The organism is Pasteurella testudinis DSM 23072 (assembly GCF_900176075.1).
In the GTDB taxonomy this organism is placed as follows: domain Bacteria; phylum Pseudomonadota; class Gammaproteobacteria; order Enterobacterales; family Pasteurellaceae; genus Chelonobacter; species Chelonobacter testudinis.
Map to the genome: position 1 here is coordinate 86,360 of NZ_FWWV01000024.1, position 15,644 is coordinate 102,003.

A 15,644-nucleotide genomic window follows, 5' to 3' on the forward strand; every position below is an offset into this window, starting at 1 on the left:
GAGTTGTATAGATTACATTACTGCGCTAAAATCGCATTAAAGTAATCTATATTACTCAAAATGAATATTTGACGGAGGGAAGTGTATGGATGAGCTAACGCTGCAAGCCTTTACCGGTAACAGTTGGCAAGATATTGCTATCCTGAAGTTCAGCTTGAATGCGAACGGTATTTACCCCAATGTTGAGTTGATGTACAACACCGAATATGCGATTGAGCATCTACAGAAAGACAATCAATTTGCCGTTTCACTGAATTATCCCGTGGAGTTAGCTTATTCAAGCGAACAGCCGAAAGGGTGGCTACGCTTTTTAGACGATATTATTCCGTCCGGTGCAAGCCGTCGTTATTGGTTGAAATTTTTGTCTATCAGCGAATTAAACAGTCAATTACAACACTATATCTTATTGAAATATGGCACAATTGCTCCGATCGGCAATTTGCGAATTAAACAATCTCTAGCAGAGAAATCCGCCGTTGCCATTCGCTATTTTGCAATGGCGGATGTGATTGAACGTAATGTGGATTTTTTAGAATATGCACAGCAAAACGGTGCGGCGGCTGGAGGGGCGACAGGCGCGGGTGGCGAAGCACCGAAGTTATTGTTACGTTGTAATTCAAACAACCAAGTTTGGATTGATACTTACCAAGATACCTTAAATAACCCCGATCACTATTATTTGGTCAAGTTTCCACGCGGACAACGCACAGCGATTGATTCTGATATTCTGCGCACGGAATATCATTATTATCACGAATTGAGCGCAATGGGATTTAACACCATTGATACCCGATTTATGCGGTTGGAGGAGGGAAGCCGCTACCCGTCATTGTGGCTGCCGCGCTTTGATATCCAAACCTTGCCGAACGGCGAAAAAATCCGTTGTGCGCTTGAATCGGTGTATTCCGTATTGCAAAAAGAACCCGGGGCGTTTTTAGATCAGGAAACAACGATTCGGGAATTATTGGCGAAAATCACCCACAGCCAGACAATTCAGCAAGACGGTGATTTTTCAACTGCCGATTTTATTATCGAATGGGTCAGACGGGATTTGTTAAATATTGCGTTTGGCAATAGCGATAATCACGGGCGCAATACCGCACTTTTACGTTACGGCGATCAGATTCGGCTTGCGCCAATTTATGATTTTGCACCTATGAAAGCTGATCCCGAGGGGATTATTCGCACCATGCGTTGGGATAAAACGATTGAACTGGGCGGAAAATATGATTTTGTCGCATTAAGCCAATGTTTGGCCGATTTAATTGAGCCTGAACGATTGTTGCAACAATTACGCCAAACCGCACTTCAACTGTGCAATCTCAAAGTGCGGTTAATTCAGCGTGGAGTGCCACGGTCGATTATTGAAATGCCGACAATGGGATTTTCGTATCTGGAACAACGTTTAACCGAATGGAAATTGTTATGAAATCAGTTGAAGATATTCGCCTTGAAGCGGCGGAATTACAAGCTAAATATGAGCATAGCTTAAAGTCACAGACAAACGTGACAAACACTGCACGGACTAACGCAACACTTGTGATTGATGATGCTTCAAAGAGCCGTGCCTCAAAACATAAAAAACCGGTTGAAAGCACCCAACGGTTAGAATTAATTAAACAAATCGGCATGATGTTGCTGAAACAAGACATTTCACAAGGCACTGCGTTAAAAGAACTGCGTTTAAAAGGCTTGGGTTTGAAACAAGACGCTTATGCCAAACTGGTGAATGTATCGCGCAAAACCATTTCGGATATTGAAAATAATAAAGGTAATTATTCGGTGGAGGTTATCAATAAAATATTTCGTCCGTTTGGTTTGCAACTTGCTTTAGTACCCATTTCCGCACAGGTGCTGCAAGAGATTATTTCCGCAGATTATTCACATTGATAAATACCAACTATAAAAAAATCCCGAATTTTACTTCGGGATTTTTTACATCAACTTAGCGCTTAAGGAATTAATAGATAGAAATTATTGTTGCCGCGCGTGATATTCAGTGCGACGGCGGACGGTTTGTTATCCAAAATTTTGCGCAATTCGCCGATATTGCTCACCGGCTGACGGTTGACACCGACAATAATGTCGCCGCTTTGCAAGCCGAGTTGTTCGGCGGAAGATTTGGCTTCGACTTTTAAGATCTCAACGCCTTTGCGTCCGTCTTTGTCGTAGTTGCCTAAATCGGCGCCGTTCAGGCTAGGAATTAAACTGTTGGCGTTGGTTTGTGCCTGATCGTCGGATTGTAAAACCACATCGGCATTAGCCGGTTTGCCTTCGCGCAGATAGGTTAAATTCACGCTTTTGCCGGCGCCGGTGGTCGCAATTTTGGCTCTCAGCTCGGCAAAACTGTTAATTTTTTGTCCGTTAATTTCGGTGATGACATCGCCGGCTTTCAAACCGGCTTTCGCTGCCGCAGAGTTAGGCAACACTTCACTGATAAACGCGCCTTTCTGCGAATCGATACCGAACGCTTTTGCCAAATCCGCACTTAATTCGCCGCCTTTAATACCGAGAATACCGCGACGGACTTCGCCGAACTCAACGATTTGGTGGACTAAACTGCTTGCCATATTACTTGGAATGGCGAACGCGATGCCGACGTTGCCGCCGCTTGGGGCGATAATAGCGGTATTAATACCGATCAATTCACCACGCAGGTTGACCAATGCGCCGCCGGAATTGCCGCGATTGACCGCCGCATCGGTTTGAATATAGTTTTCATAGCTACCGCCGTCCATGCCGGTCGAACGCCCTAAGGCGGAAACGATACCGGAAGTGACGGTTTGTCCTAAACCGAACGGATTGCCGATAGCGACCGTGTAGTCGCCGACGCGAATTTTATCCGAATCAGCAACTTTGATTGCCGTCAGGTTTTTCGGTTCTTCAATTTGCAGCAGGGCGACATCGGATTGGCCGTCGGCACCGAGTAATTTGGCTTTCAGCTCACGGCCGTCTTGCAGGGACAAGGTTATTTTATCGGCGTTGTCGATAACGTGGTTGTTGGTTAATACATAACCTTTTTCGGCATCGATAATCACGCCGGAACCCAAACCTTTGAATTCGCGCGGCGCGCTGTCACCAAACATATCGCGCCCGAAAAAGAATTTGAATTCCTCCGGAATCATCGAGTTTTGCTGTTGCTGTGTGCCGGAAACATTAACCGTGACCACGCTGGGTAACACTTTTTCCAGCATTGGCGCAAGACTTGGAATTTGTTGATTAACATAAGAAGGCGCTTGTAATAAAGTTTCAGCCAAGTTTGAGGTCGAGGTGCTTTCCGTTTGTGCCATTGTCGGCAAATTAAATAGGCTCAAACCAAGAACGACAGCCGATAAAATAAATTTGCTTTTTTTCATGTTGATAAAATCTCTTAAAGAATTTCTCTTGTTGACCCAAGGACATTGGCGAAAACCAATATCCTGATAAAGTTAAGCTTAACGTTTACAGTAAGACAGATATTTTGCGTAAATGTTCCGTAATCTGTAGCAAATAGATTGTGCTGTTCAAATATTATTCAAGCAGTTCCTGCAAATTTTTTTTCATTAAATCGACCTGACTGGCATAGAGATCTTTGTTTTCGGCTTCGTCAATCATATACATAATGGTTTCGGAAAGCGTCATGCGCATTTTGCGCGAATGCTTGGACAGGCGTGACCAAACGGCATATTCCAAATCAATCGATTTCTTTTTAGTGGAACGTTTTTCAGCGTTGAAAAAGCGTTTGCGTCGGGCGCGAATGGCTTGGTCGAGCTTGACCACCAATTGATTGGATAAATGCTGTTTGATCCAGTCTTCAATTAACAGCGGATAGTTTTGTAACTGCAGCAGCTCACTGGCTTTTTCGTCCTCCAGGCTCTTTTCTTGGTAGCGGGTAATGGTTTCGCCGTTACGGATTTTTTTAGCCAAATAGAGCCATTTCCAATGGGCTTCCTGATTCTCTAATTTTTGATATTTCATGCTTTCCTCACCCCGGATAACCGATTCAATGTTACATTGTCACGTTTGCAGTGTACTCTTTTTTTCCGCTGATGTGAACAACTTGTTGAAATCAGGGTATAATGCAATTCAAACCGAATAAGAAGAGAGAATAACGTGAAGTTAGACAGTTTAAACTGGCAGCAGTTGGTGCCGGTGTTGGATTTTGACGGATTCCGTCAAGAAAACGTAACCCCGATTGATTTGCAACAAAAAACCCGTAGTGCGGTCGATATGTTATTGGCGGCGCAGAGCGGTTCGGTTTTGGTATTAAAAGCCGACGAACAGCAGGCTTACGCCGATATGCTGCAAGCCTATATTCAGCAACATTCCCCGCAAATGCCGCAGCCTGGCGGCGTGAATTATGTGATCGGGCAAGCGGATTCGTTTTCTTTTCCTTGCATAGAGGCGTTGCCTGCAACCTCGCCTGAGGATAATTTTGCCGCAAAAAGTGCGGTGAAAGCGGCACTGTATTTTGATTCAGTGCGCTTATTCGGTAATGTGTTGCAGCACCCAAGCTCCCACGATTTGCAATTGCAGGCCGGCTTGGTACATCAAGTTTGCAACGGCGTGTTGATTTTGGCGGTCAGTCCGTTTTTGCGTAATCCGACGCTTTGGCAGCGGCTAAAAAGCATTTTATTGAGCGGCCGCTTTGAATGGCAGGCGCCCGATCCGCTGAAACCGATGAATTATCAGATTCCGGGGTATGAGTTGCCGTTGAAAGTCATTTTGCTTGGTGATCGTGAAACGCTGGCTGATTTTTCGTTGCTCGAACCCAATTTATATGATTTTGCGCAATATGCCGAAATCGAGAACTACTTTTTGACCGATAGCGCCGCAGCGCAGCAATTATGGATCAATTATCTGCATTATCAGTCGCAACAATTGAATTTGCCGCCGCTCAGCCAAGCCGCAACGACCGCACTTTTCCAGCATGCGGTGCGTGAAAGTGAGGACGCTTTACGGCAAACGATTAATCCGTTGCAGTTGAGCACATGGTTGAACGGCATTGCTCAAATCAGTCGCCAAGCGGCGCATTCACAGCTGGAAGCGGAAGATGTGCAACACTATTTTGACCGTTTGCAATATCAGCGTGCCAGTTTGCAAGAATACAGCTATCAAGATATTTTGCGCGAACAAATTTATATTTGCACCGAAGGGCAGGCGATCGGCGAAATTAACGGCTTGTCGGTGATCGAATATGCCGGCACGCCGATTGTGTACGGCGAACCGAGCCGTATCACCTGCACCGTACAATTCGGCGACGGCGAAATCACCGATGTCGAACGCAAAAACGAATTGGCGGGCAATATTCACGGCAAAGGCACCATGTTGGCGCAATACTGTTTGAGTAATTTGTTGGATTTACCGGCACAATTGCCGTTTGCCGCTTCTATTGCCTTTGAGCAGTCTTATGCCGATATTGACGGCGACAGTGCGTCGCTGGCACAATTTTGTGTGTTGGTCAGTGCGTTGGCCAATGTGGCTATCGAGCAGGGAATTGCCGTCACCGGTGCGATCGATCAAGGCGGTTTGGTACATACGGTCGGCGGGATCAACTTGAAAATCGAAGGCTTTTACGCGATTTGTCAGGCACGCGGTTTAAACGGCAAGCAGGGCGTGATTATTCCGGCAAGTGCGGTCGAAAATTTAAGTTTGCGGCCTGACGTCGTGAATGCAGTCAAGTGCGGTCAGTTCCATGTTTGGGCGGTCGAAGATGTGCAACAAGCGGTTTATCTGTTAACCGGCAAACAATTGTTATCTGAAAAAGAATCTGATGAGGAGGAAAACAGCCTGGCAGAAATGATTTCCCGACGGATTGAAAACAAGATTGAAACATTGGTTTCCCACCCGTTTAGCAAGTTTTTAGCCTGGATAAAGTCGGTAAAAAACGGCAAATAAATTCCAGCTTACAGTTGTTAGCTATTTTATTCTGTTATTAACTTTGCTAGAATCCTTTGACTTTTTTTGAGCGACTTATGCAAATAAGCAAATGGAGATAAATAAATGAGTACTGTTCCGAATAAAAAATCATCTTATAGTTATGAAGATTTGTTGGCTTCCGGTCGTGGGGAATTGTTTGGCCCGACAGGTCCGCAACTGCCTGCACCGACCATGCTGATGATGGACCGAGTGAACCTGATGACCGAAGACGGTGGTCATTTCGGCAAAGGTTATATTGAAGCGGAATTGGATATTCACCCTGATTTGCCGTTTTTCGGCTGCCATTTTATCGGCGATCCGGTGATGCCGGGCTGTTTAGGGCTGGACGCCATGTGGCAACTGGTCGGTTTCTTTCTCGGTTGGATCGGCGGCGAGGGCAAAGGACGTGCGTTAGGCGTAGGCGAAGTGAAATTTACCGGACAAATCCTGCCGACCGCGAAAAAAGTGACTTACCGTTTGCACATGAAACGGGTGATTAACCGCAAATTAGTGATGGGCGTTGCCGATGGCGAAGTGGAAGTGGACGGCCGTGTAATTTATACCGCTACCGATCTGAAAGTCGGTTTATTCCAAGATACTGCCGCATTTTAACGTTTCGCCTTTCTTGGCTGATACTCTGACCGCACTTGCGCAAGTGCGGTTTTGCTTTCTTTATGCGGCAGTTATTCTTATAATTTGTTTATCGTAGTTGCCACAAGAGGGCTTATTTATGTTAAAAATAACAACCTTACTCCTGATCGGGGCGGTAGCGGGGCTGAGTGCTTGCAGCAGTAAAGCGCCAATGCAAACGGGTTCGATTTATCCGAATCCGCATCTGACGCCACCGACCAAACCGATACCATCACCACCGGAGCAAGATGTCCGCAATGCCAGCGATCAACGGCAAAAAGCCGATTATAACCGGCAGACGATTTACGTCCGTCCGGCGGTTTCTGTCGGCTATGGGTATCATCGCGGGTGGAATTCACACCGTCACCACCATGTCGGTGCCGGATTTTATCCGTACTATTGGTGATAAACCGCAATAAGCAGGTGCTTTTTACGGGCTGATGTATTATCATTAGTCCGTTTTTGAATAACCGTTATCTATATGCAAATACAACTGTTTTTTGACCGATTTTTTAGTTTGAACTTGACCGCCGATAAGTCGGGCGGGCTTTTGAGTTTGCTAAAAAATCAGCATTAAACCCAAGAAGCCTCCCGTTCGGAGGTTTTTTTGTATAACCGCTATTTTTGAATGACAAATAGCGCCGGATAAAATTTTATATTAAGCAGGGTGTGCACAACCATATGATATAAAAGATTATTTGGTGATAAATATCATAAATCCCAATTGGAGATAAAAATGCAACAGCTACAAAACATTACCGCGCAGGCATTGCAAGCCGTTGAGCAAGCGAATGATATTGCGACACTGGAAACCGTGCGGGTGGAATATTTTGGTAAAAAAGGCCATTTTACCGGATTAATGCAAGGCTTGCGTGATGTGCCGCCGGAAGAGCGTCCGGCAGTCGGGCAATTGATCAACGATGCCAAACAACAGGCGCAAACCGCACTTAATGCCAAAAAAACCGAACTGGAAAGCGCCAAATTAAACGAGCAGTTGGCAAAAGAAAAAATTGATGTCAGTTTGCCGGGGCGCAAAGTGGAAAACGGCGGATTGCATCCGGTGACGATTACCATTAACCGTGTAACCAAATTCTTCTCCGAATTGGGCTTCAGCGTGGAAACCGGCCCGGAAATCGAAACCGATTATTACAATTTCGATGCCTTGAATATTCCGGCGCACCATCCGGCAAGAGCCGATCACGACACGTTTTGGTTTGATGTCAACCGCTTGTTGCGCACTCAAACCTCCGGCGTGCAAATCCGCACCATGGAAAAACAACAGCCACCGATTCGTATTATGGCGCCGGGCAGAGTGTATCGTAACGATTACGATCAAACCCACACCCCGATGTTCCACCAAATCGAACTGCTATTCGTCGATAAAAAAGCCAATTTCACCGAGCTGAAAGGGTTGTTGCACGACTTCTTGCGTAACTTCTTTGAAGAAGATCTGCAAGTGCGGTTTCGTCCGTCCTATTTCCCGTTCACCGAACCGTCTGCGGAAGTGGACGTTATGGGCAAAAACGGCAAATGGTTGGAAGTGTTGGGCTGCGGCATGGTTCACCCGAACGTACTACGCAATGTCGGCATTGATCCGAACGAATATTCCGGTTTTGCGGTCGGTATGGGGGTTGAGCGCCTGACCATGTTGCGTTACAACGTCACGGATTTGCGGTCGTTCTTTGAGAATGATTTGCGCTTTTTGAAACAATTTAAAACATTATAAGGGTGGAGTGATAACAATGAAATTTAATGAATCATGGCTACGGGAATGGGTCAATCCGGCAATCACCACCGAACAACTGGCTGATCAAATTACCATGCTGGGCTTGGAAGTCGACGGGATCGAAGATGTTGCAGGAAAATTTGACGGTGTTGTGGTCGGCGAAGTGGTTGAGTGCGCCCAACACCCGAATGCCGATAAATTGCGTGTGACGAAAGTCAATGTCGGCGGCGATCAACTTTTGGATATTGTGTGCGGCGCACCGAATTGCCGTCAGGGCTTAAAAGTGGCGTGTGCCACCGTCGGCGCAACCTTGCCGGGCGATTTTAAAATCAAAAAAGCCAAATTGCGCGGCGAACCGTCGGAAGGCATGCTGTGTTCGTTCAGCGAATTGGGGATTGCGGTCGATGCGGACGGCATTATCGAATTACCTGCCGATGCGCCGATCGGCACCGATATCCGTGAGTATCTGAAATTGAATGATAAGGTGATTGAAATCAGTTTGACCCCGAACCGCGCCGATTGCTTGAGTATCCGCGGCGTAGCGCGTGAAGTGGGGGTGATTAACCAAGCCGATGTGGTTGAACCGCACATTGCTCCGGTTCCGGTCAGTATTGACGACAAAGTGGCGATTAATTTATCGGCCGGCGAAGCTTGTCCGCGTTATTTATTGCGTGTGGTTAAAAATGTGAACGTACAGGCGGTTTCGCCGTTATGGTTGCAAGAAAAACTGCGCCGCTGCGGTATCCGCTCGATCGACCCGATTGTCGATATCACCAACTATATTTTGTTGGAACTGGGACAGCCAATGCACGCTTTCGATTATGCAAAAGTGGCGCAACCGGTTGACGTGCGCATGGCGAAAAACGGCGAAGAGTTGTTGCTGTTAGACGGCACAACCGCCAAACTGAAAGATAATACGTTATTGATTGCCGATCAAAACGGACCGTTGGCAATGGCAGGGATTTTCGGCGGTGAAAAGAGCGGTGTCAATGCACAAACTAAAGATGTGATTTTGGAAGCGGCATTTTTTGCGCCGTTGGCAATCGCCGGACGGGCACGCCAGTACGGGTTGCATACCGATGCGTCACACCGCTTTGAACGCGGTGTCGATTTTGAGTTACAACGTCACGCAATGGAACGGGCGACCGCACTTTTAATCGAAATTTGCGGCGGCCAAGCCGGCGAAATCTGTGAAGTGGCGAGCGAAACGCATTTACCGCAAATCAAAACCGTTACTTTGCGCCGCAGTAAGCTGGACGGCTTACTCGGACACCATATTGCCGATGAGACGGTCAGCGATATTTTACAACGCTTGGGCTTTACCGTCAGCTTTGCCGATGATGTGTGGACAGTCACGCCGACCAGTTGGCGCTTTGACATTGAGATTGAAGAGGATTTAATCGAGGAAGTGGCGCGTATTTACGGCTACAACAGCATTCCGAATAACGCACCGCTGGCGCATTTGACCATGCGCCAACATAAAGAAGTTGACGTGGAGTTGGCACGCATCAAAACCGCATTGGTTGATCGCGACTATCAAGAAGCAATTACCTACAGCTTTGTTGATCCAAAAGTACAGTCGCTGCTGCACCCACAGCAAGAGGCGTTGATTTTGCCTAATCCGATTTCGGTTGAAATGTCGGCGATGCGCTTGTCGTTGATTCCAGGATTACTGGGGGCGTTGATTTATAACCAAAATCGTCAACAAAACCGAATCCGTCTGTTTGAAACCGGTTTGCGTTTTGTGCCGGACAGTGCTTCAGAGGCCGGAGTTAAACAGCAATTTGTACTAAGTGCGGTCATCAATGGCAGCCGAAAAAGCGAAACTTGGGCAGAAAAAACGGAAGTTGTTGACTTTTTTGATCTAAAAGGTGATCTGGAAGGCATTTTAGGGTTAACAAGTGCTGGCAATAAAGTGAATTTTGTAGCAAAATCATATGTAGCATTACATCCGGGACAATCTGCGGCAATTATGGTGGATGATCAAGAGGTTGGCTTTATCGGCACGGTTCACCCGCAAATTGCGCAAAAATTGGGATTAAACGGAAAAACGATTGTGTTTGAAATACTTTGGGATGCGATTGCAACACGTTCCGCGGTTCAAGCCAAACCGATTTCCCGTTTTCCGGCAAATCGTCGTGATATTGCTGTTGTCGTTAAGAACGAGGTCGCCGCTGCGGATGTAATCAGGACCTGTCGTGAGGTTGCAGGAGAAACATTGACTCAAGTAAACTTGTTCGACGTATATCAAGGCAACGGAGTCGCAGACGGCTGTAAAAGTCTGGCAATCAGTTTAACACTTCAGGACAATCAAAGAACGCTTGAAGAGGAAGATATCACCAATGTGATATCAAATGTTGTATCTGAATTAAAGCGGAGTTTCAATGCTTACTTGAGAGATTAGAATATGACATTAACGAAAGTAGAAATTGCAGACAGTCTCATTCAGAAGTTCGATCTGACTAAGCGTGAAGCAAAAGATTTAGTAGAGAGTTTTTTTGAAGAAATTCGAGTTGCTTTAGAAAGTGGCGAAGACGTTAAACTATCCGGTTTCGGCAATTTCCAACTGCGTGATAAAAAATCCCGCCCCGGCCGTAATCCTAAAACCGGCGAAAGCGTCGCAGTGTCTGCGCGTCGAGTGGTGGTTTTTAAACCGGGGCAAAAATTGCGTGTACGCGTCGGGCAAAATGTTAAAAAATAAGGTAATACTTCTATACTGATTTGGTATAAAGGAAGGAAATAACAGAAAGGTTGATGACTGGTTTTGATTATGCGGAAAAACAATCCATTCGGTTTTAAGCCGATAACAGGCTTGCTTATTTGCTTGGCTGCATTTGTGTTGTCAGGTTGTTCTTCATCATCTTCATCTTCCGGTTATCGCGGACGTTTGCCCGATCCTATCTATACGATGGCTCAACTGAGCGAGCAACAATATCAGTGGGACGGTACGCCTTATGTTTTGGGCGGAAACAGTCGTCGCGGTGTGGATTGTTCCGGCTTCGTCATGCGCACGTTTGCTGATCGGTTTGATATTCGTTTACCGAGAACAACAGCGGCGCAAGCCAAGCAGGGGGTGCAGATTAAACGCAGCGAATTGCAGACCGGTGATTTGGTATTTTTTAAAACAGGGCGTGGACCAAACGGCTATCATGTCGGCATTTATGTCAAGGATGATCTGTTTTTACACGCTTCCACCAAAGGCGGAGTGATTTATTCTTCGCTCAATGCGGCGTATTGGAAAAAAGCCTATTGGCAAGCCAGACGTGTTTAAACCGGATTGAAACCTAGCACGGCATGCCGGTGTATGAATAGCGTAAATTTTTTAATTAAACCGAACAACTTGGAGGTTGAAAATGAGTGATTTTAGTTATGCAATGTTGACAGTGGTGTTTTCGTTGGCAATGATCGTTTTTTTAGCGACACTAATTTTTTAACAATTGCGTGTCTAATACCAAACTCAAAAATTAAAATCTCGAGGAAAGCGAAGGCAGAGAGTACCAAGAGTACAGCAGATGAACTTGACAAAGAGCGTTTATCTTTGAGGGAAAGTATAACATAACAAAATGCCTTGTTTTTCTTTATAAAACAAGGCATTTCCGTATCTTAATTTTACCGCTTGCGTTATTTCGTTCTTAAATCAATCGGTTTTTCTGTTTCGATAAAACGGCAGTCGTCATGTGACACCAAGCGCGCAATGGCATTCAGATAGGTGATTTCCAAGGTTTCTCGGCTGGTTGCGACCACACCCAGATCATTCAGAAAGCCGTCATTGACATCATATACCCAGCCATGGATAGATAATTTTTTACCACGTTCCCAAGCTGCCCTGACAATAGATGAGGAGCCCAAGTTATAAACCTGTTCGACCACATTGATTTTTGTCAGCATATCGGCACGCTTTTCATTCGGCAAAGTGCCGAATAAATTGCTGTGTTTTAACCAAATATCACGGATATGCAGCAACCAGTTATCAATCAATCCTAGAGATTTGTTCTCCATTGCCGCCTTAATCCCGCCACAATTAGTGTGGCCGCAGATGATAATATGTTCAATATCGAGCGCGTCAATCGCATATTGCACCACCGACAGGCAGTTTAAGTCGGTATGAATCACTTGGTTGGCAACGTTGCGGTGCACAAAAAGCTCACCGGGTCCTAAATTGGTCAGTTTTTCTGCCGGAACCCGACTGTCCGAGCAACCGATCCATAAATAGCCCGGTTTCTGATGTTCTGCCAGTTCTTTAAAATAATTTGAGTTTTCTTCTTGCATACGAACCGCCCAACTATGATTGTTGGCGATCAGTTGCTCTATTTTTTTCATGTTATATCCTTGTATCGGTTTTCTTTTGCTCTGCTATAATACGTTAAATTTCATTTTTTTATTATTTATTTTTTGGAAAGAAAGAGTGGTTATCATATGTATGCACTTGAAATAAAGGGCTTGACCAAGTCATATCCCAATGGTTTTAAAGCTTTGCACGGGATTGATTTAAGTGTGCAGGAAGGCGATTTTTATGCCTTGCTCGGGCATAACGGCGCAGGCAAATCAACGACCATCGGCATTGTCAGCTCACTGGTTAATAAAAGCGGCGGCAACGTCAAGGTGTTTGGTTATGATTTAGATAGCCAGTTGAGTGAGGTGAAAAAACAGATCGGCATTGTGCCGCAGGAGTTTAATTTTAACCAGTTCGAGAAAGTATTGGATATTCTGGTCAACCAAGCCGGTTATTACGGCGTAGCGCGCAAAGAAGCGCTGGTGCGTGCGGAAAAATGGCTGAAAAAATTGGATTTATGGGATAAGCGCGATCAAAAATCCATGCGCTTGTCGGGCGGTATGAAACGCCGTTTGATGATTGCCCGAGCACTGATGCACCGTCCGCGCCTGTTGATTTTGGACGAACCGACCGCCGGCGTAGATATCGAGCTGCGCCGCTCCATGTGGCAGTTTTTGCAAGAGTTGAATCTGCAAGGCACGACGATTATTCTGACCACCCACTATTTGGAAGAGGCGGAACTGTTGTGCCGTCACATCGGCATTATCCAACAGGGCAAACTGGTGATTGATACCTCGATGAAAGCCTTATTAAGCAAATTGGAATCGGAAACCTTTGTATTGGATCTCGCCAAATACAGCGCCGTGCCGCAAATTGAGCATTACGCAAGCCAGTTAATTGACACCAATACACTGGAAGTGGAAGTGCGGCGTGAACAAGGCTTGAACAACCTGTTCCACCAACTTTCCGAGCAGGGTATTCAGGTGTTGAGCCTGCGCAATAAAACCAACCGTCTGGAAGAGTTGTTTGTGCGCATGGCGCTCAATAAACCTCACGATGAATTACAAGGAGAGTAGTCATGTCATTATCCTGGATTGCGTTTCAAACCATTTTAAATAAAGAGATCCACCGTTTTATGCGGATTTGGGTGCAAACCTTAGTGCCGCCGGTGATTACCATGACCTTGTATTTCGTGATTTTCGGACAACTGATCGGCAACCGCATCGGCGAAATGGGCGGCTATAGCTATATGCAGTTTATCGTGCCGGGCTTGATCATGATGTCGGTGATCACCAATTCTTTTGCCAACGTCGCCTCTTCGTTTTACAGCACCAAATTTGCGCGTAACGTGGAAGAACTGTTGGTTTCACCAACCTCGACCCATATCATTATCTGGGGCTATGTCGCCGGCGGCATGACGCGCGGCATTTTGGTCGGTAGTTTGGTCACGGTGGTATCGCTACTGTTTATTCCGCTGGAGATTCACTCTTGGACGGTTGTTGTCCTGACCCTGTTGATGACCAGTGCCGCCTTCTCGCTCGGCGGGCTGATCAACGCGGTTTTCGCCCGCTCGTTTGACGACATCAGCATTATCCCGACCTTTGTGTTAACGCCGTTAACCTATCTCGGCGGCGTGTTCTATTCGATTTCGCTACTGCCGGCATTTTGGCAAGGCGTATCGAAACTGAATCCGATTGTGTATATGATCAACGGCTTCCGCTACGGCTTTTTAGGGGTGAGCGATATTGCGTTGTATTACACCTTTTCGGTACTGATTCTGTTTATTACCTTGTTATACGGCATTTCGTATTATCTGATTAGCAAGGGTATTGGGCTCAGAAATTAACGTTGTCAATTTATAGAGGGGTATTAACGTTAGTATGACTTTTAAACTCGCTATGTTTTCATTAAAGACGAGTGCTAACTAAAGAAAATAAAAAAGGATTTTTTATGAAAGAATATGATTCTAACACTTATCTTGATAAAAATGTTTTAGAACATATCTTAGCAACTAAAGAAGAAATTATTATAAACAGTATGAAAGATATGAGAAAACATCAGATTAATATTTTTTCAACTTTAAATAAGATCAACATGAAATATAAAGTATATACTGATAATTACTCTTCTTTTTATTATGATTATGATATGTTGGTTTTATCGCTAGGAAACATACCATTTCTCGATATAATGTGTTTTTTTATAATTAAAAAAGATAATTTTCTTACTTCGCTCAAGTGTAATGATTACATTATCATCAATATAAACAATAAAAAAGGGTTTATAAAAATATCATATAATAAATAATATTTATTCGATTTCATTGTATAAATAAAAACATTTTTAATCTCTATTAACCCTATAAAAATAGGGTTGTCGAATGAGGGAAAGGATTAATTCAGCTCAATAAGCCCATTTACAGCGTAAGCTTACCCTAAAAAGGCACAAGCTAAAACCAGAGATTTCTGTCATCATCCTCTTGATGGAGGAAATCATGAAACGATTAAAATTTACAGAAACTTAGATTGTGGATATTTTAAAGTTAGCAAAGCAAGGTGCGAAAGACGGAGCACGGCATTAGCAGTGTGAAAAAGTAAGTACGGCGGATTAGGAGTGTCTGATTTAAAACGTTTACGCAATATTGAAGAAGAGGATTGATACCTCGCTACCCGCAGCCAGAGTGATGAGAACCTTGAAGTAGCTTGAAAGCAGAAAAAGGACATCCAAAAATGATTCGCGTGGATAATGGCAGTGAAATGACCTCATTTACCTTTACTCATTGGTGTGAAGCGAATAACATCACGATTTGTTATATTGTGAGTCTAGCAAGCCGAACCAAAACACCTATATCGAGCGACTTAATCGCCGCTATCGTACAGAAGTTCTCACCCCACATTTGTTCTCCTAGTTAGCTCAGGTGCGAGAGCTTAGTTGGGCTTGGATGCTAAGTTATAACGAGGAACAACCCCATGAATCACTGGAGGAATTTACCACACCCAGTGAATTTAAACGACAGTTAACAATAGAAGTCTCTAGTTATAAACTGTGTGTAAGCTTACGATTTGAAAATTCAAGCCATAAAATAGTATTTTTTTAGTTAGAAATCAATATATTGAT

At 44.9% G+C, this 15,644-nt stretch carries 16 protein-coding genes; 13 read left to right on the forward strand and 3 right to left on the reverse strand.

Going from position 1 to position 15,644, the window contains the following annotated elements:
* The first annotated feature begins 85 nt into the window (after window positions 1-85).
* Window positions 86-1,429: a type II toxin-antitoxin system HipA family toxin gene (locus B8880_RS09200; RefSeq protein ID WP_084257317.1), complete on the forward strand. Its 1,344-nt coding sequence runs from the start codon at window positions 86-88 to the stop codon at window positions 1,427-1,429.
* Window positions 1,426-1,890: a helix-turn-helix transcriptional regulator gene (locus tag B8880_RS09205; protein ID WP_115306382.1), complete on the forward strand. Its 465-nt coding sequence runs from the start codon at window positions 1,426-1,428 to the stop codon at window positions 1,888-1,890. The genes B8880_RS09200 and B8880_RS09205 overlap by 4 nt, the downstream gene beginning before the upstream one ends.
* A 62-nt stretch (window positions 1,891-1,952) precedes the next feature.
* On the opposite strand, the gene B8880_RS09210 is transcribed toward B8880_RS09205, so the two are convergent.
* The gene (locus B8880_RS09210; protein WP_084257319.1) at window positions 1,953-3,356 is read right to left on the reverse strand and encodes a Do family serine endopeptidase; all 1,404 of its coding nucleotides are present in this window, start codon (window positions 3,354-3,356) and stop codon (window positions 1,953-1,955) included.
* A gap of 154 nt (window positions 3,357-3,510) precedes the next feature.
* The gene (matP, locus tag B8880_RS09215) at window positions 3,511-3,957 is read right to left on the reverse strand and encodes a macrodomain Ter protein MatP (protein ID WP_084257320.1); all 447 of its coding nucleotides are present in this window, start codon (window positions 3,955-3,957) and stop codon (window positions 3,511-3,513) included.
* Between the two features lie 135 nt (window positions 3,958-4,092).
* Here matP and B8880_RS09220 point away from each other — a divergent pair, with 135 nt between their 5' ends.
* From B8880_RS09220 to B8880_RS09250, 7 genes are all read left to right on the forward strand, one after another.
* Window positions 4,093-5,877, forward strand: a complete 1,785-nt coding sequence (locus tag B8880_RS09220; RefSeq protein WP_244165624.1) for an AAA family ATPase — start codon at window positions 4,093-4,095, stop codon at window positions 5,875-5,877.
* Between the two features lie 105 nt (window positions 5,878-5,982).
* Complete coding sequence (gene fabA / locus B8880_RS09225) at window positions 5,983-6,510, forward strand: bifunctional 3-hydroxydecanoyl-ACP dehydratase/trans-2-decenoyl-ACP isomerase (protein ID WP_084257322.1); 528 nt, start codon at window positions 5,983-5,985, stop codon at window positions 6,508-6,510.
* A gap of 118 nt (window positions 6,511-6,628) precedes the next feature.
* Complete coding sequence (locus tag B8880_RS09230; protein WP_084257323.1) at window positions 6,629-6,934, forward strand: hypothetical protein; 306 nt, start codon at window positions 6,629-6,631, stop codon at window positions 6,932-6,934.
* 330 nt (window positions 6,935-7,264) lie between these two features.
* Complete coding sequence (gene pheS, locus B8880_RS09235; RefSeq protein WP_084257324.1) at window positions 7,265-8,254, forward strand: phenylalanine--tRNA ligase subunit alpha; 990 nt, start codon at window positions 7,265-7,267, stop codon at window positions 8,252-8,254.
* A 16-nt stretch (window positions 8,255-8,270) separates the two neighbouring features.
* Window positions 8,271-10,658 carry a phenylalanine--tRNA ligase subunit beta gene (gene pheT, locus B8880_RS09240; RefSeq protein WP_084257325.1) on the forward strand — a complete coding sequence of 796 codons (2,388 nt, stop codon included), beginning with the start codon at window positions 8,271-8,273 and terminating at the stop codon, window positions 10,656-10,658.
* A 3-nt stretch (window positions 10,659-10,661) separates the two neighbouring features.
* Complete coding sequence (locus B8880_RS09245) at window positions 10,662-10,955, forward strand: integration host factor subunit alpha (RefSeq protein WP_084257326.1); 294 nt, start codon at window positions 10,662-10,664, stop codon at window positions 10,953-10,955.
* 69 nt (window positions 10,956-11,024) lie between these two features.
* Complete coding sequence (locus tag B8880_RS09250; RefSeq protein ID WP_084257327.1) at window positions 11,025-11,525, forward strand: C40 family peptidase; 501 nt, start codon at window positions 11,025-11,027, stop codon at window positions 11,523-11,525.
* Window positions 11,526-11,875: 350 nt separating this feature from the next.
* On the opposite strand, the gene can is transcribed toward B8880_RS09250, so the two are convergent.
* Window positions 11,876-12,574 carry a carbonate dehydratase gene (gene can, locus B8880_RS09255; RefSeq protein WP_084257328.1) on the reverse strand — a complete coding sequence of 233 codons (699 nt, stop codon included), beginning with the start codon at window positions 12,572-12,574 and terminating at the stop codon, window positions 11,876-11,878.
* 96 nt (window positions 12,575-12,670) lie between these two features.
* Between can and B8880_RS09260 the strand changes: the two genes are divergently transcribed.
* The 4 genes from B8880_RS09260 to B8880_RS14845 all read left to right on the forward strand — a co-directional run bounded on the left by B8880_RS09260 (window position 12,671) and on the right by B8880_RS14845 (window position 15,435).
* Window positions 12,671-13,603 carry an ABC transporter ATP-binding protein gene (locus B8880_RS09260; RefSeq protein ID WP_084257329.1) on the forward strand — a complete coding sequence of 311 codons (933 nt, stop codon included), beginning with the start codon at window positions 12,671-12,673 and terminating at the stop codon, window positions 13,601-13,603.
* A gap of 2 nt (window positions 13,604-13,605) precedes the next feature.
* Window positions 13,606-14,373: an ABC transporter permease gene (locus B8880_RS09265; RefSeq protein ID WP_084257330.1), complete on the forward strand. Its 768-nt coding sequence runs from the start codon at window positions 13,606-13,608 to the stop codon at window positions 14,371-14,373.
* A gap of 104 nt (window positions 14,374-14,477) precedes the next feature.
* Entirely contained in the window at window positions 14,478-14,834 is a 357-nt protein-coding gene (locus B8880_RS09270) for a hypothetical protein (RefSeq protein WP_084257331.1), read from the forward strand.
* 499 nt (window positions 14,835-15,333) lie between these two features.
* Window positions 15,334-15,435, forward strand: coding sequence for an integrase core domain-containing protein (locus B8880_RS14845; RefSeq protein ID WP_084257332.1), 102 nt, complete (start codon window positions 15,334-15,336; stop codon window positions 15,433-15,435).
* Window positions 15,436-15,644: the final 209 nt, after the last annotated feature.